Origin of the sequence: Mycobacterium kiyosense, assembly GCA_021654635.1 — a bacterium.
Lineage (GTDB): Bacteria > Actinomycetota > Actinomycetes > Mycobacteriales > Mycobacteriaceae > Mycobacterium > Mycobacterium kiyosense.
Genome location: AP025179.1, coordinates 148,081 through 169,766, shown reverse-complemented (window position 1 = coordinate 169,766; position 21,686 = coordinate 148,081). Strand labels below are relative to the sequence as shown.

23 protein-coding genes are annotated in these 21,686 nt (G+C 67.3%); 6 read left to right on the top strand and 17 right to left on the bottom strand.

Annotated elements, in window-relative coordinates:
• Positions 1–19: 19 nt before the first annotated feature.
• The 3 genes from L6444_RS00825 to L6444_RS00820 all read right to left on the bottom strand — a co-directional run bounded on the left by L6444_RS00825 (position 20) and on the right by L6444_RS00820 (position 3,538).
• Positions 20–1,045 carry an ABC transporter substrate-binding protein gene (locus tag L6444_RS00825; RefSeq protein ID WP_236979621.1) on the bottom strand — a complete coding sequence of 342 codons (1,026 nt, stop codon included), beginning with the start codon at positions 1,043–1,045 and terminating at the stop codon, positions 20–22.
• A gap of 76 nt (positions 1,046–1,121) precedes the next feature.
• Positions 1,122–1,211 (bottom strand): putative leader peptide, encoded by a 90-nt coding sequence (locus L6444_RS30365; RefSeq protein WP_370653059.1) that lies wholly within the window; start codon positions 1,209–1,211, stop codon positions 1,122–1,124.
• Positions 1,208–3,538: a CehA/McbA family metallohydrolase domain-containing protein gene (locus L6444_RS00820; protein ID WP_236979614.1), complete on the bottom strand. Its 2,331-nt coding sequence runs from the start codon at positions 3,536–3,538 to the stop codon at positions 1,208–1,210. The genes L6444_RS30365 and L6444_RS00820 overlap by 4 nt, the downstream gene beginning before the upstream one ends.
• A gap of 78 nt (positions 3,539–3,616) precedes the next feature.
• Here L6444_RS00820 and L6444_RS00815 point away from each other — a divergent pair, with 78 nt between their 5' ends.
• Entirely contained in the window at positions 3,617–4,522 is a 906-nt protein-coding gene (locus tag L6444_RS00815) for a LysR family transcriptional regulator (RefSeq protein ID WP_236979612.1), read from the top strand.
• A gap of 10 nt (positions 4,523–4,532) precedes the next feature.
• Here the strand turns inward: L6444_RS00815 and L6444_RS00810 are convergent, their stop codons facing one another.
• The 4 genes from L6444_RS00810 to L6444_RS00795 form a co-directional block, all read right to left on the bottom strand.
• Positions 4,533–4,985, bottom strand: coding sequence for a YiiD C-terminal domain-containing protein (locus L6444_RS00810; protein ID WP_309297863.1), 453 nt, complete (start codon positions 4,983–4,985; stop codon positions 4,533–4,535).
• A 73-nt stretch (positions 4,986–5,058) separates the two neighbouring features.
• Positions 5,059–6,132 (bottom strand): GGDEF domain-containing protein, encoded by a 1,074-nt coding sequence (locus L6444_RS00805; protein ID WP_236979610.1) that lies wholly within the window; start codon positions 6,130–6,132, stop codon positions 5,059–5,061.
• A 169-nt stretch (positions 6,133–6,301) separates the two neighbouring features.
• Positions 6,302–6,733: an ATP-binding protein gene (locus L6444_RS00800; protein ID WP_236979600.1), complete on the bottom strand. Its 432-nt coding sequence runs from the start codon at positions 6,731–6,733 to the stop codon at positions 6,302–6,304.
• A 97-nt stretch (positions 6,734–6,830) separates the two neighbouring features.
• Positions 6,831–8,300: an amidase gene (locus tag L6444_RS00795; RefSeq protein ID WP_236979598.1), complete on the bottom strand. Its 1,470-nt coding sequence runs from the start codon at positions 8,298–8,300 to the stop codon at positions 6,831–6,833.
• A 99-nt stretch (positions 8,301–8,399) separates the two neighbouring features.
• Between L6444_RS00795 and L6444_RS00790 the strand changes: the two genes are divergently transcribed.
• Positions 8,400–8,567 carry a hypothetical protein gene (locus L6444_RS00790; protein WP_236979596.1) on the top strand — a complete coding sequence of 56 codons (168 nt, stop codon included), beginning with the start codon at positions 8,400–8,402 and terminating at the stop codon, positions 8,565–8,567.
• A 94-nt stretch (positions 8,568–8,661) separates the two neighbouring features.
• Here the strand turns inward: L6444_RS00790 and L6444_RS00785 are convergent, their stop codons facing one another.
• The 3 genes from L6444_RS00785 to L6444_RS00775 are packed head-to-tail and all read right to left on the bottom strand — an operon-like array spanning position 8,662 to position 12,013.
• A complete protein-coding gene (locus L6444_RS00785; RefSeq protein ID WP_236979594.1) occupies positions 8,662–9,639 on the bottom strand; it encodes a lysophospholipid acyltransferase family protein in 978 nt (325 codons plus the stop codon).
• A gap of 16 nt (positions 9,640–9,655) precedes the next feature.
• The gene (locus tag L6444_RS00780; RefSeq protein ID WP_236979592.1) at positions 9,656–10,780 is read right to left on the bottom strand and encodes an acyl-CoA dehydrogenase family protein; all 1,125 of its coding nucleotides are present in this window, start codon (positions 10,778–10,780) and stop codon (positions 9,656–9,658) included.
• On the bottom strand, positions 10,781–12,013 hold the full coding sequence (locus tag L6444_RS00775; RefSeq protein WP_236979590.1) for an acyl-CoA dehydrogenase family protein: 1,233 nt from the start codon (positions 12,011–12,013) through the stop codon (positions 10,781–10,783).
• A gap of 236 nt (positions 12,014–12,249) precedes the next feature.
• On the opposite strand from L6444_RS00775, the gene L6444_RS00770 reads away from it, so the two are divergent.
• Both L6444_RS00770 and L6444_RS00765 read left to right on the top strand, forming a co-directional pair.
• Positions 12,250–12,819, top strand: a complete 570-nt coding sequence (locus L6444_RS00770) for a hypothetical protein (protein ID WP_236979588.1) — start codon at positions 12,250–12,252, stop codon at positions 12,817–12,819.
• Positions 12,820–12,899: 80 nt separating this feature from the next.
• On the top strand, positions 12,900–13,310 hold the full coding sequence (locus tag L6444_RS00765) for a YchJ family protein (RefSeq protein WP_236979586.1): 411 nt from the start codon (positions 12,900–12,902) through the stop codon (positions 13,308–13,310).
• Here L6444_RS00765 and L6444_RS00760 read toward each other — a convergent pair.
• The 5 genes from L6444_RS00760 to L6444_RS00740 all read right to left on the bottom strand — a co-directional run bounded on the left by L6444_RS00760 (position 13,307) and on the right by L6444_RS00740 (position 18,350).
• Positions 13,307–14,923 (bottom strand): adenylate/guanylate cyclase domain-containing protein, encoded by a 1,617-nt coding sequence (locus L6444_RS00760; RefSeq protein ID WP_236979584.1) that lies wholly within the window; start codon positions 14,921–14,923, stop codon positions 13,307–13,309. The genes L6444_RS00765 and L6444_RS00760 overlap by 4 nt on opposite strands.
• Positions 14,924–14,962: 39 nt before the next feature.
• Positions 14,963–16,153 carry a cytochrome P450 gene (locus L6444_RS00755; protein ID WP_236984546.1) on the bottom strand — a complete coding sequence of 397 codons (1,191 nt, stop codon included), beginning with the start codon at positions 16,151–16,153 and terminating at the stop codon, positions 14,963–14,965.
• Between the two features lie 7 nt (positions 16,154–16,160).
• Positions 16,161–17,153 carry a glycoside hydrolase family 6 protein gene (locus L6444_RS00750; RefSeq protein ID WP_236984544.1) on the bottom strand — a complete coding sequence of 331 codons (993 nt, stop codon included), beginning with the start codon at positions 17,151–17,153 and terminating at the stop codon, positions 16,161–16,163.
• An 84-nt stretch (positions 17,154–17,237) separates the two neighbouring features.
• A complete protein-coding gene (locus L6444_RS00745; RefSeq protein WP_236979582.1) occupies positions 17,238–17,468 on the bottom strand; it encodes a deoxyribodipyrimidine photolyase in 231 nt (76 codons plus the stop codon).
• 66 nt (positions 17,469–17,534) lie between these two features.
• Positions 17,535–18,350, bottom strand: a complete 816-nt coding sequence (locus L6444_RS00740; protein WP_236979580.1) for an SDR family NAD(P)-dependent oxidoreductase — start codon at positions 18,348–18,350, stop codon at positions 17,535–17,537.
• Between L6444_RS00740 and L6444_RS00735 the strand changes: the two genes are divergently transcribed.
• A complete protein-coding gene (locus L6444_RS00735; RefSeq protein WP_236979573.1) occupies positions 18,349–18,633 on the top strand; it encodes a hypothetical protein in 285 nt (94 codons plus the stop codon). The genes L6444_RS00740 and L6444_RS00735 overlap by 2 nt on opposite strands.
• A 28-nt stretch (positions 18,634–18,661) precedes the next feature.
• Complete coding sequence (locus L6444_RS00730) at positions 18,662–19,690, top strand: fused (3R)-hydroxyacyl-ACP dehydratase subunits HadA/HadB (protein ID WP_236979571.1); 1,029 nt, start codon at positions 18,662–18,664, stop codon at positions 19,688–19,690.
• An 88-nt stretch (positions 19,691–19,778) separates the two neighbouring features.
• Here the strand turns inward: L6444_RS00730 and L6444_RS00725 are convergent, their stop codons facing one another.
• Positions 19,779–21,047, bottom strand: a complete 1,269-nt coding sequence (locus L6444_RS00725) for a PucR family transcriptional regulator (RefSeq protein ID WP_236979564.1) — start codon at positions 21,045–21,047, stop codon at positions 19,779–19,781.
• Between the two features lie 125 nt (positions 21,048–21,172).
• Positions 21,173–21,673 carry a CAP domain-containing protein gene (locus L6444_RS00720; protein WP_236979562.1) on the bottom strand — a complete coding sequence of 167 codons (501 nt, stop codon included), beginning with the start codon at positions 21,671–21,673 and terminating at the stop codon, positions 21,173–21,175.
• Positions 21,674–21,686: the final 13 nt, after the last annotated feature.

Sequence of the window (21,686 nt, the reverse complement as noted above, 5' to 3'; positions counted from 1 at the left end):
GTGCGGTGAGAGAGCCGGTTCATGTGGCGACCTGGGGCCGGCCGGATGCGGCGAGCACCGCGTTGAGTGGCCCCTGGTCGAACAAGCCGTTGATGTCCAGCGGCTTGAGTAAGCCGATCGCCACCGCTTTGTTGACCTGGTCGCGCAGCGAGGCCATGCCCGGGTCGTTGGTGAACGTCGTCTCCTGGAACGACGCGGTCAACACGTCGGGCTCCAGCCCCTTGCCCAGCGATTGGGTCAACGCGGTGTTGGCCGACCGCGCGGCCGCCGCCGGATCACGCGCGATCCTGTCGTTGGCCTGCACCTGCGCACGCAGTAGCGCGGCAACGGCGTCCGGGTGCGCAGCCAGAAAGTCTTGGCGTACCACCAGCACCGTGATGGTGTTGGGATCCGACCACAGTCGCACCCCGCCGGCCTTGATCAGCTGCACGTCGAACGGTGCCGAGTCGATGGCGCCGGCGATCTGGTTGGAGACGAACTGCTGCACTATGGCCGATTCGGGGCTGGTCGGCTTGATCGAAACATCCCCTCCGCCTTGGGTATTGACGTTCAAACCGTTTCTTGCCAGCCAGTCCCGCAGGCTGACGTCCTGGGTTCCGCCGAGCGCGGGGTCGGCGACCGTCCTGCCGCGCAGGTCCTGAGCGGAGTTGATGCCGGGCTTGACGACCATCGACGTGCCGCCGCTGGCCGCGCCGGACACGATCTTGATCGCCGTGCCGCCGGATCGCTGCCAGGCGTTGAACACGGGATTGGGCCCGATGTACGCCGCGTCGAGCTGTCCGGACAGCAGTGCAGTCACCTCCTCGGTGCCCTGGCTGAACGGCTGGGTGGAGAGCTTGACTTTGGGCCCGAGTTCGGTGGCGAACAGTCCGTCGGTGATGCCGACCAGCGCGGACGCGTGCGTGATCCGCGTCAGATATCCCAGGCGTAACGGCAAGCCCGAGGACGAGGAGTTGGATGCGCGGGAGCATCCGTCCGAGAGGCCGATCGTGGTCAGCAGGACCGCGGCGGCCAGCGCCTTGATGATGAATCGATGGTGTGCCATGGGGTTCCTAATGGGATGCGGAGATCGGCGGTGGCGCCGCCGCTCGGCAGGTCGAAGCGATCTGAGGGGAAAGTGGTCAGCTGCGCGGCGTCGGCGCGGTACAGGCCGCGCACGTCACACGCTGCAGGTCGATATGCAGCCGACGGGTCAGAGTGCGCCGGATCAACGCGCCTTCTCACCGGCACGGGTCACGAACAACGGACTGGTCCACACTTGATGTCCGTCGAATTGACGTGCGTGCGCATACACGGCGCTGTTGCCCAGTGGAAGCTGCAGCTTCAGCTCGCCGACGACAGTGTCCGGTAGCGAAGTGGGTTCGGCGACACGTTCGAAACGGATCCGCAGGTTGAGTCCGCCCACCGTCAGGTCGCGAGATCCCTCGGCGATCAGGTCGGCGCCACTGAGTTCGACGCCTGCGGTCAGGTTGTCCTCCACTACCGTCGTTTCCAGTTGCAAACGCGCGCGGCGCAGGTCGTCGAGTCGGACCACGATGCCGATGTCGGAACCATAGGTCATGGTCCGCCATTCGGCGGTATTCCCGGCAACCTCGATGGTCTGCTCGGGATGCGTTGCGGCCCAAGGCGTTATATCGTGCACGGCGGTTCCCGCGATCGAGATGCCGCCGTGCCAGCTCGCCCACCGGTACCGGTCGCGGTGCCGAGCACCCCCCCAGCGGATTCTGACCAGGTTTTCCGACAAACCTGCCTCGGTGTGGAAATCGCGGCGCCACACCGCTCCGGTGCTGTCGTACAGTGTCAGCTCGTCCCACCCCGTGGTGCCGTACAGCGCATAACCGGCGGTCAATTCATCAGTGTCACAATGGATTTCGTCGCCCATCCAGTGTCCCCCGCTGCGCAGCAGCCCGACCGCCCGAACACCGGTGGTAGCCCAGGTGCGTCGCGCCCGCAGCCCACGACCGACGTCACCCGCCGTCAGCGTGGGAGCCAGCACGCCGGTCAGGCCGCCGAAGCCGCCGAATATGTTGGCTCCTGGTGCACCGCCACCGGGCCTGCCGCGGTGCTCGTCACTGGCCGCGCTGGCACCGAGCCGAAGACCTCGCGCCAGGGCGTCCTGGAGGAACCAGGGGCTGCTGCCCCACGTCGAATGGACCTCGATGAGGCGTTCCAAATCAGGGTGATGCCAATCGAGGATGGCGCGACGACCGCCGACGTGCGGGATCAACAGATACGACTCGGGGTCCTTTTCGTAGGCGGCGAACAACTCGGTCACCGGCCAGGTTTGCGGAGTGGGGGCGTTGCCCGTCATCCCTTGATGCCATTCCAGCGAGCGCGCCAAGGTGGTGTCCTCGCCGAGGAAGACAACGTTGTGATCACCACCGGCGCCGGCGGTTCCACACCACTCGACGCCGGGAAAGCACACGAAAGTGCCGTCCTGGGAAGCCGATCTGCACGCGGCCACCACGTCGAACCACGACTCGTCGGTGATCTGGAAGTCGTTGGCGGTATAGCCCAGCACGTCGAGCGCCCCGATATCGCGTCCGTACCTGAGGTTCCAGTCGGTGTCCTGGGTGCCGACGGTGTCGTTGGAATGCACGTGCAGGTCGCAGAAGTACGCGCGCGAACCGGGAAAGTCGTCGACGACGTCGATCCTCGTCGATTCGCTGAGCACCGCGTCCCCGGTTTCGGCGACGACCTCGACGACGCCGGGGACAGCGGGGATCTCAAGGCGAGCACGGGCCCAGCCGGTCGCCGCAGTGGGTCCGTCGGCAAGCAGAGTGCCGTCCCGACTGGCACGCACAGTGGCGGCGATCCCGTTGCACGCATTGCCCCACCGGTCTTCCAGGTGGGCGTGCAGCTGGACCGACGTCGTGCCGCGGCGCACCAACCGTGGACCGTGCACGACGAGGTGATGGGGCTCGCCGGGTACGACGGCGATCCGGTTGACCGCCGCGCGGGCCATGCGTGAGGTGCCCAGCGGATCGACGAAGAGCTGCACCTCGAACGCGTCTTCGACGAACGTCTGCACGCGGGTGCCCGGGCCGCCGAAACGGCGATCTCCCCAACGGATTTCGACTACATCGCCCGGCCGCAGGTAGCCGTCGACCGCATGAATCAGCAACGACTTCTGGAACGGCCGTTCCCCGCCCTTCACGTCGTAGCGGGTCTGCAACTGCTGGACGGTGGCCGCTCCGTCCGCCGAGGCCCCGCCGATCAGTGACCGGTGCACCAGCCGGGCCGACGCGTAATCGCGGCCGTCGGGCTCGGACGTCTGTAGATCCCAGTCGGAGTAGTAGCGGAAACACAACTTGAGCCAGCCGCTGTCCGCGATTCCGGAACGTCCGACGGTGTAGGTGAAGACGATCTCGGCGACCGAACCGGCGACGACCCGCTGATGTGAACACTCCAGCTCGCCGAGAAACGGCAACGTGTCGAACTCCGCCGTGATTGCGTCGCGCACGGCTGCCACGGAGCAATCGTGGGCAGCCAACGGGTGTTGCGCGCGTAACTCCACTTCCCGGCCGTGCCCTGACATGGACCCATCCTGCTCGACCGGCCACCTAGGAGTCCAACGAATAGATATGATCTGATTCATCATGTGTGGTGATGAGTTGTGAATCTGCAACAGTTGCGGTACGCCGTCGCTCTCGCGGAGGCCAAGAGCTTCACCAAGGCGGCCGAGAAGATGTTCGTCGTCCAGTCCGCGCTCAGTCAGCAGGTGCGCCGCCTCGAGCAAGAACTCGGCGTGCAGTTGTTCGAGCGGACGACACGGACGGTGTCACTCACGCTCGCCGGCGAGTCGCTGCTGCCGCTGCTGCATCGAGTCGTGGCCGGCATCGACCAGATCACGTTCGACGCGCAAGCGCTGCGCGGCACAGTTGTCGGCCGACTCACCGTCGGGATGATGGAGGTTCCGTCGGAGGGCCTCGATGTGGCGGCGCTGATGGCGAACTTTCACGCCCGCTTCCCCGACGTGAGCGTGACGCTGCGCAGCGGGGGCAGCGACGTACTGGTGAAGGCGGTCAGGGAGCGCACACTCGACGTGGCGATCGTGGGCGCCAACGTTTCCCGGGCCCACGACCGGCTGACCTTCACTCACCTGTTCAGCGAATCTCTGGTCGCGGTGCTTCCCGCTCGTCACCCGCTGACCAACCATCCGTCGGTAGCTGTGGTCGATCTGGCCGGGTTACCGTTCATCGATTTTCCGCCCGGGTACGGACTTCGCCACGAGACGGATCGCGGCTTCGCCGGCGTTCCCCGCCGAGTGGCCTTCGAGGTCACCCGCGTGGACGAGGTGATTCAATTCGTCCGCAACGGCCTGGGGGTGGCCCTGCTACCCGAATCGGTGGCCCGCAGTCGGGCGGGCGCCGATCCGGCATTGGCACTGCGGCCGGTGGCGGGCGCCGACATGCACCGCCAGGTACATCTGGTGGCCCCGCAACTTCAGCTCCGCTCGGTCGCCTGCCAGGCCTTCATCCGGTGCGTGGACGATCACCTGGGCAGCACCGCGTCCCGCTAGCCAACCGACGTCAATTACGTTGTGCGCGAAGCTGATACAGACCGTGGGTGGTGGCGACGACGTTGCCCGCGGCGTCGGTGACCACCGCATCGAGGGTGTAATCGGCCTTGCCCCGATCGGCGGCCTCGGCCTCCACCCGCGCGATCGTCTCGTCGTCGATCGTCGCTTCAGCGCGCAATTCGCTGGTGGCCATGCCGACGAACTTGATGTCGACGTTCTTCACCAGCGGGTAGTACTTGCTCGCGTCGAAACTCGTCAAAGCGATGATGCCGCCGAGGATTTCGGCGACGGTGAACTGGACACCGGCGTATATCACCCCGAAGTGGTTACCGTTGCCCTCCGCCGGAACACTGGCCGCGGCGAAACCGCGCCGGGCCTCGACCACCCGCAAGCCCATTCGGGCGGCGATCGGAATGGTCGATTCCAAACCCGCGTTCATCATCTCGACGACAGTGTCAGCCACGCATGCGATCGTCGCACATGCCCGCGGCACCGCAGCGCACAACCATCCGGCCGCGGGCACGGGGCGCCGGTGTTCAACACACTTGATGGTGGTGCACCTGATTGCCGCCGCGACGCTTCGCCTGGTACATGGCGGCGTCGGAGGCACTGACCAATGCGTCCAGCAGTGTCTGCTGGTCACCGGCCGGGGTGTGGTCGAGCTGCGTGCAGGCGGTGCCGATGCTGGCCGTCACCCCTGCGGCCGAGGCTTCGATGGCTTTGCACATGCGCTCCGCCAGGTACTCGGCGTTGCATACCACCGACGTGCCGGCCACCAGGAACTCCTCGCCGCCGCTGCGCGCCACCACCGCCTGCCCGTCGGCGGCGGCCAGCAGGGCCTGAGCTACCTGGACCAGGGCGTTGTCGCCGGCAGCGTGGCCGCGCCGGTCGTTGAGCCCCTTGAAGTTGTCCAGGTCGATCACCAGCACCACCAGGTGGCCGTCGAGGCCGCGATGCGCCAGCATCATGCCCAGGGCGTGGTGCTGAAACGCCCGCCGGTTCAGCAGGCCGGTCAGTGGATCGCGGTCCGCGCGCAGCAGGTCGCCCGCCAAGGCGCGGACCAGGATGCCGATCGCCAAGGGCAGGGCGATGTTGACCTCGAGCACCAGCCACAGGTCGACCCCGGCCAGCGCCAAGTGCCCCGACCGGGCCAGCCGACTCGCCTCGTAGACCCCGACGCCGGCGGCCACCGCGAAGTTGTACAGCACGAACGCCGTGGTGTGGAAGAACGCTATATAGGCGCCGAAGGTCGCAAAGGCGATGCACCCGATCAGCGCGGCCAGCGGATTCGGGTGGGCCAGGCAGGCCAACGCGACCGCGCTGTTACAGGCGACCGCGAAGATGATCGACTGCGCGCGGTTCGGCCAGCGCCAGACCCACAGCAGCGCCCCTCCTACCCCGGCGGCGACGGCGATCCATGTCATCGTGACCGGCACTTGCCCCCGCGGACCGTCCGAACCGACCAGCAGCGCGACCAGGCACAACACCATCGAGGCCGCGATGAACGCCATCACGGCCCGGGTGGCGCCGCTGATCCCGCGCGTGGCCAGGTAGCCGGACAGCCAGTCGAACTGATCACCCCGCCGCCACCGGCTGAAAACCGTAGTCACTGCTGACTCTTAATCGCTACCACCGAGGTCGAGGACGAAGCGTCGCTTCGCATGGCGCCGCTACCGACGCCATCGGTAGCAGACTAATCGGTCACAACCAGGTTTAGTTCAAACACTGAATCACCGACCCGACACGCGAGCTTCCCGGCTACCGCTCGCGCCGGGCCGGCTAGCCGTCCGAGGTGTCCGTTCCAGCGCGCGGGGCGTAATCCATGCACACCGTCGTTCCCTCCGGGCACACGTTGATGGTGCACCGCTCGGCGAGGGCGTGCATCAGCGTGATGCCGCGCGACGCCATGGCGTCAGTGCGGGGCCGCGATACCGGGGGGCGCCAAGTCCCGCGGTCGCTGACGCAGATACGCAGCTGCCGCACCGAGGGGTCGTAGCTGGCTTGCATCCTGATCTGGCCCACCCGGTCGTGGGTGCGGTAGGCATGCTCGACACAGTTGGCCAACGCTTCGTTGACGCTCAGCACAATGTCGGTGACTTCGGCCGATTCGTCGATCACGTCCGATAGCCACCGCTGCAGGTCCCGGCGCAACTTGCCCGCGGTGGTGGCGTCGGCGGCGCCGACACAATTCATCTCGCGGACTTCGCCCATGACTGCCCCCAGCGAACGCATTTCGGAGACATACCCCGTCGACGGCGAACCTGAACTTAACGCCGATATCGCATCGGCCACGGAGGCGTAACCGTTCTCAGATCGGCGCAGACCGCTCAGCCCACGGGACGGCCTGCTCGAGTTGAGCCGCCAGCCGGATCAGCAGCGACTCGCCACCCAACGGGGCCACGAACTGCACACCCAGTGGCAGCGAGTCGGTGGTCCAGTGCAGCGGGAGCGAGACCGCCGGACGCCCAGTGAGATTCGCCAGCTGCGTGTACGGGACCCAGCCGAGATTCTGCTCGACCATGTCGTCGATGATCTTGGTGTAGCGCAGCAGCCTGGCGGTTCTGGTCTTGATCAGTACGTCCGAGGCCCGCTGCAGGGCGATCGGCAGATCGAATTCACCGATCGCGGGCGGTGGCGTCGCCAACGTGGGTGTCAACAGCAGGTCGTAGGACTCGAAGAAGTCGGTGAGCCGGCGGGTGTGCTCGTGGCGGCGCTCGACCGCGTCCACATAATCGACGCTGCTGGTGGCGCGGCCCAGCGCCGCCATGATCAGCGTGTCGCGCTCGAACGCCTCGTCGCCGGCGCCGGTCAGCCGCTTGGCCTGATCGACGTCCCAAGCCAGGTAGACGAACCAGGTGAGCAGGAAGTCGCGGGCCAGGGCGGCGTCGTCGAAGGGCGCCTGCGGTAGTTCGTCGACGTGGTGGCCGAGTTCGGACAGCGCACCCACCGCCGCCTCGACAGCCGCGAACGCTTCCGGATGCGGTTTGGCATTGATCGCCGACGGTACCCGAACCCCGATGCGCAGCCTGCCCGGATCCTCGCCCACACACGACGCGAACGGCGCGGCGGGCGCGGCCGGCTGGTACGGACCAGACGGCTCGCCGCCGCAGATGACATCGAGCATCGACGCGGTGTCGCGCACGGTCCGGGATACCACGCCCTGCACGGCGGCGCCGTGCATCATCTCGCCGCTCGCCGGACCCAACGGGGTCAGGCCCCGGCCCGGTTTGAGACCCACCAGCCCGCAGCAGGCCGCCGGAATGCGGATCGACCCGCCGCCGTCGTTGGCGCCCGCGCACGGCACGATGCCGGCGGCGACCGCGGCGGCCGACCCGCCCGACGAGCCGCCCGGGGTGCGGTTGAGGTTCCACGGGTTGCGCGCCGGCCCCCACGCCACGGGTTCGGTGATCGCCTTCGCGCCGAATTCCGGCAGGTTGGTCTTGCCGAAGATGACCAGCCCGGCGTCGATCCAGCGGCGGACGACGGTCGCGTGTTGCGCCACCGGCGTCGACTGCAGCGCGCGCGATCCCTGCGACGTGGGCAACCCGGCATAGTCCTGGGCGAGGTCCTTGATCAGGAAGGGCACGCCGGCGAACGGACCGGTGCGCGGATCGGCGGGATCGGCCTCGATGTCGCGCACGATCGCGTTGATCCGGGGGTTCACCGCTTCGGCGCGCTCTTTGGCCAGGGTGAGCAGTTCGGCCGCGGTCACCTGCTTGTCGGCGACGAGTTCGGCCAGTCCGGTGGCGTCGTAGCCGCGATACTCGTCGAAGTCCATCCTCCGACCGTAATGCCGCCGCGATCGCGAGCCCGTTTCGCATGCTGTTATTCGGGCATTTGGTTCCGGAGCGTTTCCAGTGCCCCGAGGAGGTCTCGCATGGATAAGCAGTCAGACGGCAGCCCGGCGCCGGTGCCCAAGGACGCCCGGGAGGCAACCCCCGAGCAGCGGGAGCAGGAGGAATTGCTGGAGCACCAGGGTGACGACCCGGCCGCGCCGGGTTCCCAGCAATCGCACGACGAGATCGCGGACGAAAGCACGCGCTGAGCCGTGGGGTTCGGCCGAGCGTCCTCAAATGTGCGCTCGAACCCCCCCTCGACCGGCAATATGGGGCCGCTCGACGCAGCAGGGGTTGGCCTTCTCACGCAGCGGGGCGGTGCGGCCGGCGGCCCATCGAGTTCGACACCAGCCCACCGGGCATCACCCACTGATCCGGAGCGCGCTTGATGAACTGCGCCATCGCGTCGGCGATGCGCTGCGACGTCACCTGCACCAGGTCGCCCAGCCGCGGGTCGTCGCGGCCGATCGGGCCGCCGGCGAAGATCGGCTGCCCCAGTACCGGTTCGCGACGCGAACCGTCCTGCAGCACCGTGCCGGGCACGATCGGCGCACCGGTCCGCAGCGCCAGCAGCGCCGGTCCGGCGCCGACGGTTCGGCGGGTGCCGGCCAGGTTCACCTCGACACCTTTGCTGGCCTCGTCGCGGGAGCGAAAGTAGTCACCGGCGATCACCACGACGCGACCCCGCCGGATCGCGGCCTCCAGTTCGGCGGTGATACTGGCGCCCTTCTCGCGGTCGACGGCAACCAACTCCAAACCCGCCTTGTGCGCCCCGCGGTCGATCACCCACTGCATCAACCCGGGCTGCCGGTTCGCCACCACGGTCGTCGGCACGCCGTTGATAGCCAGCACCACCGGCAGCGCCGCGTAGGAACCCAGATGCGGGAAGGCGACGATCACGCCGACGCCGGACTGCCGCCCCACCTCCAGGGCGTTGGCGATGGGGCCGATGTCGGTGAGCCGGAAGCGGCGCAGCACCGCCGTGTGCGATGCGGTGACGAACCAGATGCCGTCGGCGGCATTGCGGACCACGGCGCGATACATGGCCCGGACCGGGTGCCATTTGCGCGACGAGAGCTGCGCGGTGGGGTCGACGTTGTCGCGGAAGTCCTGCAGCACCTGCGAATGCAGGGCGTGCCCCTTCCAATACAGAAAGCGAGCCGTGACGGCTGCCGCCGCGTCCGACAACCGGCCCGGCAGCAGCCGGTAGAACGTCGAGACAAGCACCGTCAGTTGCCTGCCCAGCAGCGAAACCCGCTGCGGGCGAGCTGGTTCCGGCATTTCGGACGCCCAGGTCCTAGGCTCGGGTCAGCTCGGCGTATCGCGCGATGTGCTGGGCGGTGCTGCCGAATTCGTACTGCATCGCGGTGAGCCGCTTGAAGTAGTGGCCGATGGCCAACTCCTCGGTCATCCCCATGCCGCCGTGCAGCTGCACCGCCTGCTGGCCGATGAACCGCGCGGCCCGGCCGACGGTCGCTTTGGCGGCCGACACCGCGCGGGCGCGGGTCGCCTCGTCGGCGTCGAGTTTGAGTACCGCGAGATAAACCGCGGCGACGGCCTGCTCGAGTTCCATGTACATGTCCACCATGCGATGCTGCAGCACCTGGAAGCTGCCGATCGGCTGCCCGAACTGCTGGCGCTGCTTGCAATATTCGACGGTGTCCGCCAGCACTTTTCGCATACATCCCACCGCTTCGGCGCAGACCGCCGCGGCGCCCTCGTCACGCGCCCGGCTCAGCGAGGGCCACGCCTGGCCCGCATCGCCCAGCAGCGCCGCGCCCGACAGTCGCACGTCGTTGAACGTGATGTCGGCGGCACGCCGGTCGTCGATGGTGCGGTACGGATGGATTTCGATGCCCGGGGCATTGATTTCGGTGCGGAACAACGAGATTGAATTGTCGTCCGGGTTGCGCGCGGTGACCAGCAGGTGGGTGGCCAGTGGAGCGGCCATGACCATCAGCTTACGGCCGTTCACCAGCCAACCATCGCCGTCGGGTGCCGCCTGGGTCGACACGTCCTGCCAGCGGTCGCCCGACTCCGGCTCCGCGGCCGCCAGTGCGACGATCGCGGTACCGTCGATGATCCTGCCCAGCAGTTCAGTCGCCGCCGCCCCGCCGGCGCGGTGCAGCAACCCACCGCAGACCACGACGGTGTCGACGTACGGTTCGATCACCAACGCGTGTCCCAGCGACTCGGCGATGATCATGAGTTCGATTGGGCCGCCACCGATTCCGCCGACATCCTCGGGAAGGGTGGCCCCCAGGATGCCCAGTTCGGTGGCCAGACCGCGCCAGATCTCGGGCTGCCACCCGACGCCGGTCTTCGCCGCGGCGCGACTCTTCTCCAGGTCGTAACGCACGGCGAGAAACTTTCCCAGCCCATCGCGCAGCAGGTCCTGCTCTTCGCTCAGATTGAAGTCCATTTACAGCCCCAGTGCCGCTTTGGCGAGAATATTTCGCTGAATTTCGTTGCTGCCGGCATAGATTGACCCGGCACGGTCGTTGAAGTACCGCAGCGGCGCCACCGCCTGCCACGGCTCGCCGCAGGCGTAACCGTCGGCGGGCGGCTCGAATTCGGTGACGGGGCCGCCGGGCACGGTGACGTGCGGCTGATAGGCGCGACCCCACGGGCCGGCCGCCTCCAGTGCCAGTTCGGTGAGCGCCTGGCTCAGTTCGGTACCGAGCACCTTGAGCATCGACGACGACGCTCCCGGGTTGCCCCCCTGCGCCACCGCGGCCAGCACCCGGTATTCGAGGATCTCCAATACTTCCGCGCGGATCCGCGCATCGGCCAACTTGTGCGCGAACGCCGGATCGTCGGCCAGCCGCCCGCCGCCGGGTCCGGGCTGGCTCGCCGCCACCGTGCCGATCTCCTCGGCCAGCACTTGCAGAGCGGGCGACACCGCGCCACCGCCGCGCTCGAATTCCAACAGGTACTTGGCGACCGTCCAGCCGTCGTCGATCTCCCCGAGGACGTTGGCCTTGGGCACCCGGACCTCGTCGAAGAACACCTGGTTCTGCACCTCTTCGCCCGAGGTCATCACCAGCGGGCGAATCTCGATCCCGGGCGAGGTCATGTCGATGAGCACGAAGGTGATGCCCTGCTGTTTCTTGCCCGTCCGGGAGGTACGCACCAGCGCGAACATCCAATTCGCTTCCCTGGCATGGGTTGTCCAGATCTTGCCGCCGGTGCACACCAGGTCGTCGCCGTCGGAGACGGCGGCCATCGACAGGGCGGCCAGGTCCGAGCCGGCCTCCGGTTCGGAGTAGCCCTGGCAGAAGAAGACCTCGCCGGTCAGGATCCGCGGCAGGAAATACTCTTTCTGCGCATCGGTGCCGAACCGGATGATCGCGTGCGCGACCATCCGGATGCCCATCGGGGACAGCGACGGCGCACCCGCCAGCGTCGACTCCCTGCTGAAGATGTAGTGCTGCGTCAGGGTCCAGTCGCAGCCCCCGAACTCGACGGGCCACGCCGGGGCCGCCCAGCCGCGCTCGTGCAGGATCGCCTGCCACGCCATGCTCGCCTCGTGGTCGGCGTAGACGCTGGTCATCAGTCGCCCCGCGCGGCGGAGTTCGGGGGTCAGCTTTTCGGCGAGGAAGGCCCGGACCTCGGCCTGGAAGTCCAGCTCGTCCGTTGACCACTGCAGATCCATGGGTTACCGGCCTAGGCGTCGTAGCGGCGGATTATCGGCGAAGCGTAGCCCACGGTCTTTCGGGCCTCGGCCGGTGCCCTTCTTGTCCCTGCCCGCAGTGCGGTCGAGCGATGCGCCCGGTGCGCGTAGGTTCTCGGTATGGCGGCACGTCGCGTCGGTGGGCGCCGATCCGCCCGAACCCATGGGAGGCTGCCTTGATAAGGATTTCCGGGCGCGCCGTTTCCCGTCGCGCATTCGTGCGCGGGGCCGTGCTGTCGGTACCCGTTCTGGGCGCCGCGATCGTCGCGCCGGTCGCAACAGCGGAGCCCGCCGAGTGCAGCGATCCGTCCGGCATGGTCGGTAATTGCGCGGCGCAACTGCCCCAGCAATTCACGTCGACCAGCTTCAGCACGACCGCGATCGCGGGCGGTACCAACTACTCGATCCTGTTCAGCACCAGGATCTCGCGTGGCCCGCTGGTTCCCTCGGGTGCGACCGGATACCGGATTCGTAGCACCAGCGTGTCGGGAACCAAGCTCGACGGCAGCCCCTTCTTACTGACACCGGGCATCGGCGAGGTAGGCCCGCGGATACTCGGGGCGAGATCGGCGTCATCCCTCGGGTTCGCGCTGGACGTGCCGTGGGACCCGAATCAGCTGGTGCGTTCATTCCTCTACGCCTACGAAGTCCAATTCCTGACCGGGCTGACGGGAATTCAGACGTGCCCGTACACCACCACGATGACTCTGGCGGACAACGGTATGACGCTCGGCGGTGTGGGTTCGGTGACGTTCTCCCCGCCGGTACTCACCGACTGCAGCGCTTAGCGCAGCTGCGGCCTCGGCCGATAGGCGGCGCCGTGGCACTCGCGGCGGAACGGGATCGTCGGGGCTGAGAGAATTGCCCGATGGACCAGGGGGCGCCCGACGACGGACCTTGTCCCTGTGGCTCGGGTGCCGGCTACTTCGAATGCTGCCGGCCACTGCACCGCGGCGAACGTGCCGCCGAAACCGCCCTGGCTCTGATGCGTTCGCGCTTCACCGCGTTCGCGGTCGGCGACGAAAGCTACCTGCTGGCGACCTGGCATCCGAGCACGCGGCCGCGACGGGTCGAGCTGGACAGCGACGTCGCCTGGCGGCGGCTGCAGATCGTCGACACCGAGGCCGGTACCCGCGACGACACCAACGGCGTTGTCGAGTTTCGTGCTCAGTACGTTCACCGCGGCAAACGGCACATCATGCGCGAGCGCAGCAGGTTCACCCGGGAAAAGGGTCGTTGGCTCTACGTCGACGGCGACGTCCGGTCTGACTGGGTCTAATCAGCCGGTACGGCGAGCTGGGTGGGCCCGTCGAAGCCGCGAAGAGTGGTGGAGTCCCCCAATTCCCAACGGCCGCTTTCCGGTTCGCCGGCCCGTTCGACCGTGCTCGCCGTGGCCACTAGCCGGCCGGGCACCTCCTTGGCCAGCTCGCACAGCCGGGCCGCGGCGTTCACCGGCCCGCCGATGACCGTGTACTCGAAGCGCTCCTTGGCGCCGACGTTGCCGGCCACCACCACACCGGAGGACACTCCGATGCCCGCTTCGCACTCGGTCACTTCGTCGCGAAGCCGCGCGGACATCGCGCGGGCCGCCGAAAGCGCTTCCGCGTCAGGGTTTTCCAGTGAGAGGGGGGCACCGAAGATGGCCAGCGCCGCGTCGCCCTCGAACTTGTTGACCATTCCGTGGTGTTTCTCGACCTCGTCGACCACGACGTCGAAGAAGCGGTTGAGGATCGCGACGATCTCTTTCGGCGGCCGAGAATTGGCCATCTTCGTGGAACCGATGATGTCGACGAAGACGACCGCCGCATGCCGCTCCTCGCCGCCGAGCTCGGGCTGTTCCTGTTCGGCCAGCGCTGCGACCTCGCGACCCACGTGCCGCCCGAACAGGTCCCGCACCCGTTCGCGCTCGCGCAAGCCGTGCACCATCCGGTTGAAGCCGCGCTGCAGCTGGCCCAATTCGGTGCCATCGAAGACCACCAGGTCGGTGTCGAGATCGCCGCGCTCCACCCGCTGCAACGCCTCCCGGACCACCCGCACCGGGGTCGCGGTGAACCAGGACAGCAGCCATATCAGGATGAACCCGAATACCAGCGCGAAGATCGCCAACACCACCACTGCAACGGCGAACTGCGTGGGCGTGAGGTTGCGCAGCGTCAGCGTCAGCACCCCGGCGAGCAGAATGCCGAGTACCGGGACGCCCGAACCGACCGCCCACACCAGCAGCGTGCGTCCCATGATTCCGGGGGCAAGCCGGCGCGGCGGCGGCCCGACCTCGAGCGCCTGGGCGGCCACCGGACGGAGGGCGAACTCGGTGAACAGATAGCAGCTGCCGGACACCACGATCCCGCTGAAGCTGACCCCGATCAGGACCTTCGGAACGTACTCGGCATCCACCAGACCGTGCAGCAAGGTGAGCAGCGCCGCCCCCACGCTCCACAAGATCAGCAGCACCCGCGTCAAATGCCAGGGCGCGAAAAACGTGTTGCGCTGGTCTTCCACGGTGGGCTCGCGCTGCTCGATCGACCAACGGACGTTGTTCATCACTCGATTAGTAGCCCAGATCACGCCGACCAGCAGCGCGGTGGCGATGTAGGCCGGCGCGACCACGAACGTGATCCACCAGACCCGGTGGTCGAAAACGCTGGGCGACGGGAAGATCACCGTCACGACGAGCAGCGCGACCCCGATCCCGATCAGGTTGGCGATCAACACGAACGTGGTGAGCACCACCTGGATGCGGATCCGGCGACGGCGCGGGCTGTCGGAGACGCGACCCAGCACCCAGGATCCGTAGTCCGGTGTGGGCGCGAGGTGCCCACTTTGCCTGGTGACCTTCTCGAGCACACCACCGAGCCGCTGTGCGTTGGTACGACGTGCGCTTCTGCCGGCCATGGTGGGTTAAGCCTTACCACATGCCCGCGGCGAGGTTGCTCAGGCGAACACAGGTGAGAAGGTGACCGGCATCGACTCGAGCCCGCTCACGAAGTTCGCCGGGCGCAGCGGGAGCTGCGCACCGTCCGGCAGGGACAAATCCGGCAGGCGGCGCAGGATGGTGCCGACCATGGTGGTCAGCTCCATTCGAGCAAGCTGATTGCCCAGGCAGAAATGGGTGCCGAAGCCGAATGCCAAGTGGTTGTTCGGGTTTCGGTGGATATCGAAATCGTCGGGCGCCACGAAAACCGCTTCGTCGAAGTTTGCCGACTCGAACAGCAGCATGATCTTCTCCCCGGCGTGCAACCGGGTGCCGTGAAAGTCGGTGTCCGCGGTCAGGATTCGGCACATGTTCTTCACCGGCGACGTCCAGCGCAGCATCTCTTCGATCGCGCCGCCGAGCAGCTTGGGGTCGGCGCGCAGCGCTTCCCACTGCTCGGGCCGCTGCAGCAGCGCGGCAACCCCGCCGGACAATGTGTGCCGGGTGGTCTCGTCCCCGCCGATGAGGATCAGCAGGGTTTCGGCGGCGATCTCGTCGTCGGACAGCCGGCGCCCGTCGACCTCGGCCGCCACCAGAACGCTGACCAGGTCGTCGCCGGGATTGCTGCGGCGCTGACCGATCAGTGCGTGCATGTGCTCGTTGTAGGCGGTCAGCGAGGCCACCGAACGGGCCAGCAGTTCCGGTGACGCCGTCGAACTCAACGCCACCACCATGTCGTCGGACCAGGCCAGGAACATGTCGCGCTCCGCGGGCGCCACGCCGAGCATGTCGCCGATCACCGCCATCGGCAGCGGTGCGGCGATGTCTGCCACGAAGTCGCACGTGCCGCGCTCGCAGACCGCGTCGACCAGCGCATCACACATTGCTTGAATCGAATCAACTTGTGCGGCAACACGTTTCCGGGTGAATCCGTGATTGACGAGCTTGCGGCGCAGTAGATGAGCGGGATCGTCCATATCGATCATGTGCAGCAGCGGTGGAGTGTGCGGCCGGATACCGCCGGCATTGGAGAACAGCCCCGGGTCCCGTTCGGCCTCGATCACCGCCCGGTAGGTTGCCGCCGCGGCCAGCCCGTTGCGGTCCCGGAATACCGGTCGGTTCTGGCGCATCCAGCGATACGCGCGACGCGCCCCGCCGTCGGCGTAGAAACGTCCGTCGGTGAGATCGATGTCCGGCTGCGGGGACGTCAGCGGGTACCTACTGCCCGGCGTTCTGGCCCAGCTCGATGGCGTACTGGCTGACGAAGTGGCCCGCCGAGGGGCCGCCGTTGCAGGATCCGTCGGACTCACCGGGACGCTTGATCCACAGGTAGGCGTCGGCGTGGGCGCCCGCGGTCGCCGTGGTGGGCGGGGTGCCCAGCGCCCGGCCGCTGGGGTTGCACCAGTTGGCGGCGGAATCACCGGCGGCGCCGGCTCCGTTGCGCCCGGTGTCGATGACGTAGTGCGCGCCGTTCGTCATGCCCGAGATCGCCTCGCCGTAGCCGATTTCCTCATCGGTGGTGAAGAAGTTCGAGACGTTGAGGCTGAAGCCGCGCGCGCGGCCCACGTCGACCTGGTTGAGCCGGTTGGCGATCTCCTCGGCGCTCAGCCAGCGCGAGTGGCCACCGTCGACGTACACGGCGGCGGCCGGGTCGCGGGTCAGCGTGTCGACCGCGTAGCGGATCAGATCGAAGCGCTCCTGGCGCTGGTCGGCCGAGAGGCAGTCGGCCATGTCCAGGGCGTCGGGTTCGATGATGACCGCCGCGGGTGAGCCACCCAGGCCCGAGGAGATGCTGTCGATCCAGGCGCGGTAGTCCGCGCCCGACGAGAACCCGCCAGCCGCGTAACTTCCGCAGTCGCGGTGCGGCAGGGCGTAGAGGGCGAAGATCGGCATGCTGCCGGCGGCCTGCGCCGCCCCGGCGTAGCTGGCGACCCTGCCACCGACCGAACCGGCCGGGAACGCCTGGTCAAGCCAGTAAGCCTGGGGCGTCCCGGCTATCGCGGCCAGCTGTGCGCTACCCGGATTGGCGTTGTGCGCCGACATGGCCGCCGAGGCGGGGTCGACATAGAAGGGCTGACCGGCCAACGGGTTCCCGGAATCGACCAACCGCATCGCCGGCGCGCTGTGCACCGACTCGATGCCTACGACAAGGGCCGCAACGGCCAGCAACGGAACGAAGGTACGGGCGAGAGCCCCGGCAGCTGAGAACATCACGAAAGCAAAATAGTGCCGAACGTCAAGAATTGGTAACGGAACGGCGTAATCGCTGCTCAGCGGTTACCGGCGGGGCCGGCGCTAACTCTTCTTGCTGGGAATGACGATGATCACGATCAACGTCAGGATGCTGAAGAACAGCCCCAGGAGCCCCCAGCCGAGCGGATTGCGCCCCTTCATGCCGGCGATCAGGGCGACGACAATCGCGGCGATCACGCTGCCGATGGCCACGAAGATGCCCTTGATGCCTTTGAGGATGAAACCCGCCGCCTGGGGATTGTCCTGGGCAGCCAATACGAGTTGGTGAAGCATCGGACCTCCTGGGCACCGGGGTGTACGTGGAATCGCTGATTAGCCCGGCGATTCGCCCGGCAAACTTCAGTGCCCGGTGAACTCGTCCATGGAGTTGTAGACGCCAACCCGCCGCAGGTAGGCGTCCCGCGCCCGGATCGGCAGCACCGCGCTGAGCACCTTGTTCAACTTCGAGGTCCACGGGATGACGACGAACGGATCGCCCTTCAGCATCGCCGCCCACGTCTGGTCGACGACGTCCTCCTGCTCGAGCATCGGCGTGAACAGGATTCCCTTGGCGCCGTCGAACATGCCAGTGTTGATGTAGGTGGGGCAGACGGTGGTGACCTTGACCCGGTCGTGGCCCGCTTGTTCGAGCTCGAGGCGCACAGAGTCGGAGAAGCCGATCGCCGCCCACTTGGACGCGGCGTAGGCCGCCATGCGGGGGATGGCGTTGAGGCCGGCCGAGGACGCGATGTTGACCAGGCGACAGTCGGTACCGGACTCGATCATCGCCGGCAGGAACTCCCGGGCGACCAGCATCGGGCCGATGGAGTTGACCTCCATCGTGGGCATGAAGTCGCGCGGCTCGTTCTCCCAGAAGTACCCGTTGCCGCGCACGATGCCGGCATTGTTGAACAGCACCTGCACCGTGCCGACGGTCCTACGCGCCTGCTCTGCGGCCTCGGCGACCCGTTCCTGCGACGTCACGTCCACGATCTCGTAATGGATCGTGCCGCCGGCCGCTTCCAGCTCTGCCGCGGTGTCCTTCAGCGCGGCCTCGTTGGCGTCCCACAGCACTACCGACGCTGCGCCTTCCTTGACGGCGTAGGTGGCGAACAACTTGCCAAGGCCCATGGCGGCGCCGGTGACCAGGACATTGAGTCCGCTGACTGACTGCATGGTGGCGCTCCCTCGTGGCATCTGCGTTGATGTGACGGCGTTTACCGTTCTACCCGTTCATCTGCCGGGCTATGCCGTCGGCGATGAGTTTGCCGGCGCGAAGCGGTCCGACTCCCCACACGAACGCAACCGAAGCCGGGCGAACGGCCTGGCCCTGGTCCACATCGAACTGTTCGCGACGGCGCCCGATTTCCATCTCACGGCTGCGTCATCCGCGGCGGAAAGCAGCACCAACGGTCCCGCGCGTTACTGTGCTGTGGTCGGCCCCAGCCGTGCACAGTGAACAGGCCGATAGAAAAGTTGGACAATCCATGACCGCAGCAGCAGAAGCGTCCGTCCTCGAAGAACGGGTCGGCCACCACTACCAGATGGACGGCACGTACTTGGTAGGCCGGGAAAAGGTACGTGAGTACGCCCGTGCGGTACAGGACTACCACCCCGCGCACTGGGACGCCGGCGCCGCCGCGGAGCTGGGCTATTCGGGGTTGGTGGCGCCGATAACGTTCACCTCGGCGCCGGGCATGGCCTGCAATCGCCGCATGTTCGAATCGGTGGTCATCGGTTACGACACCTATGTGCAGACCGAAGAGGTCTTCGAGCAACACCGTCCGATCGTCGAGGGCGACGAACTGGTGGTCGACGTCGAACTGACCTCGGTACGCAGGGTCGCCGGCAGGGACCTGATCACCGTGACCAACACCTTCACCGACGCCGCCGGCGAGCGCGTGCACACCCTGCACACCACCGTGGTCGGGGTCACCGCCGAGGACATCGGTGCGACCACCAAGGAGGCCGTGCAGAACGCGATGATGCACGACTTCAACATTCTCGACATCGGTGAAACCAACGCCGCCTACGTGAAGACGGTGCGCCCGCAGGGCGAGGTACGCATCGCCGAGGACAGCGCCCGCAGACCCGGCAGCCGCAATTTCGACGATCTCGCAGTCGGCGACGAGCTGCCGGCGCACCACACCCGGCTGTCGCGTGGCGACCTGGTGAATTACGCCGGCGTCGCCGGCGACGCCAACCCGATTCACTGGGACGAACAACTCGCCAAACTGGCTGGGCTGCCCGACGTCATCGCCCACGGGATGCTCACGATGGGTTTGGGCGCCGGCTTTCACTCCGCGTGGTCGGGCGACCCGGGCGCGGTCACCCGCTACGCGGTGCGGTTGTCGCAGCCCGCGATAGTGTCGGCCGCCGAGGGCTGCGACATCGAATTCAGCGGGCGCGTCAAGGCATTGGATCCGGCCACGCGCGAAGGGGTCATCATCCTCGGCGCGAAGTCCGGCGGCAGAAAGATCTTCGGCCTGGCGACGATGAACGTCCGCTTTCGCTGAGCGGTCGGGCAGCCGCGCCCTGTACGCCGTCGATCTGGACCGCGAATTCCATTACGGCGGAATGAGATCCAGCCCCCCCGGAGTCAGATCACAGGCCGTTCACCGACCGCTGCGGCTCGGGTAACCCCGCACTGGCCAGCGCGCCCGGGCTCAGATTGGCCTCGGCCTCGGCCAGGCGCAGCGCCACCTCCAACTCCAATCGGCGTTCGGTCAGCTGACGTCCGAGCAGGTCTTTGGCCTGCGCCACCCGGTACATCACCGTGTTCTGATGCACACCCAGACGCTCAGCGGTTCGCCCCCAGCTCTGGCCTTCCTCGAAGAACGCGGTCAGCGTCGTGCGGAGCCGGCGACTGCGCTCGGAGTCCGAGCCGAGTTCTCCGAGCTCGTCCCGGACGAACAACCCCGCCGCAGCCAGATCCTGTGTCAGCAGCGCGTCGAGCGCGACGTCTCGGTATACAGTGACCGAGCCTGCGGGGCGAGACAACACCGCACCCATGCGTAGACCGTCGCACGCCTGCCGGTGGGACCGGACGAAGCCGTCCAGCCCGTGGGCGACTCCGCCGACCGCGGCCATCAACGGGGCATCCACCGACAACTCCACGGGCGAGCGATCAGTGACATTCGGGCCGCTGATCCACGCCCACACAACGGATGCGCCGCCGGGGACAGCAAGCAACTCCATGCCGTTGAGGTGGTGCGCAATCTCGGCCGCGGCGCGTTTGAGCGCCTGCAGTGGCGGCTTGTCCTGGCTGAGTGGGTCGCTCCACACCACCACGGCGACGTGGGCCCGGTCGAGGTTGTACCCGAGCGCCGCGCTGGTCGCGTGCAGGTCGACGGGACGGCCGGACACGATCGCCATCACCAGTTCGGCGCGCACCGAGTCCGCGCCACGCACCCACAACTCCCGTTCGCGCTCGTAGTAGTCGACGAGGTCACCCGACACTTTCTCGCAAAAACCGAACAGGTACTGCGAGGCTGAGGTTGCCAGCTGCCACTTGACCTTCTCGGGAGCATCCGAGCGGCGTACTGCTTCGCGGAGCGCCGCATCGCACAGCCCGAGTCCGATCACGTAGCAGCGTGGGATCGCGGCTACCGAGATGCCGCGCTGGGCCAGTGTCGACACCCAACGCAGGGTGGGTTCGGGGGGCTGGGCGGCCGCCGCCAACTCCGCGGCGGAGAAGCCGCGCAGTACCGCATGCACGTTGCTCAGCGCGGCTTCGATGGTCAGCTGCACCAGGGGCTTATCCCCGGGGACATGCAATTCGGCGATCACCTCGACCGCGCGCAAACCGATGCGCTCGGCCAGATCCGCAACATCGACGGCCGCCGCTACCGCGGCCGCCTCCTGCGCTGCCATACGCGCGAGGTCTTGGACCAATTACGCCTCCCAGTCGGGCGCCCCAACCAGGCGACCGTAACACGCAGTCGTTCGCGCCCGTCCCCATTCCGCGGCCTTCCCCCGTGCCGGGCAAAGGCGTCAGCTCACCGGGGCGCTCCATAGACGGCCACCAGCACGCTGCGGTCCAGACTGTTCGCCGACCAGACGCCTATCTGCGTGTAGGCGCAGTCGGACATCACTGCGTAGTCGATCGGGTCGTAGTACCACTGGTCGATGACCTGAACTCCGTTGATGGCCAAGGCGGGAACGATCGCGACCGTTTGCGCCACCGCACCGCGGTACCCGGCGGCATTGGCCCGCGACTGCGCGGTGGACCCGTCCGAACCGATGTCGCCGTCCAGATCGCGGTTGTGCAGTACGTCGTCAGTGTGCCACTGCGCAGCAAGTTGCAGCCGTTTATCGATCTTTACGTCGTTGGTGCAGCCGGCTTGGTGCTGCACGGTGAAGACGTTGGCGACGACACCGTCGTTGAGGCGCTTGTTGTTCGGTACCAATGTGTTGTTGTCGTCGTCGGCGCGCGCGCATGGCGCTACAGAGGCGAGGATGCAGACGGTTGCCACGGTCGCCAGTGTCCGGCTCGACATCCTGATCCTTCGT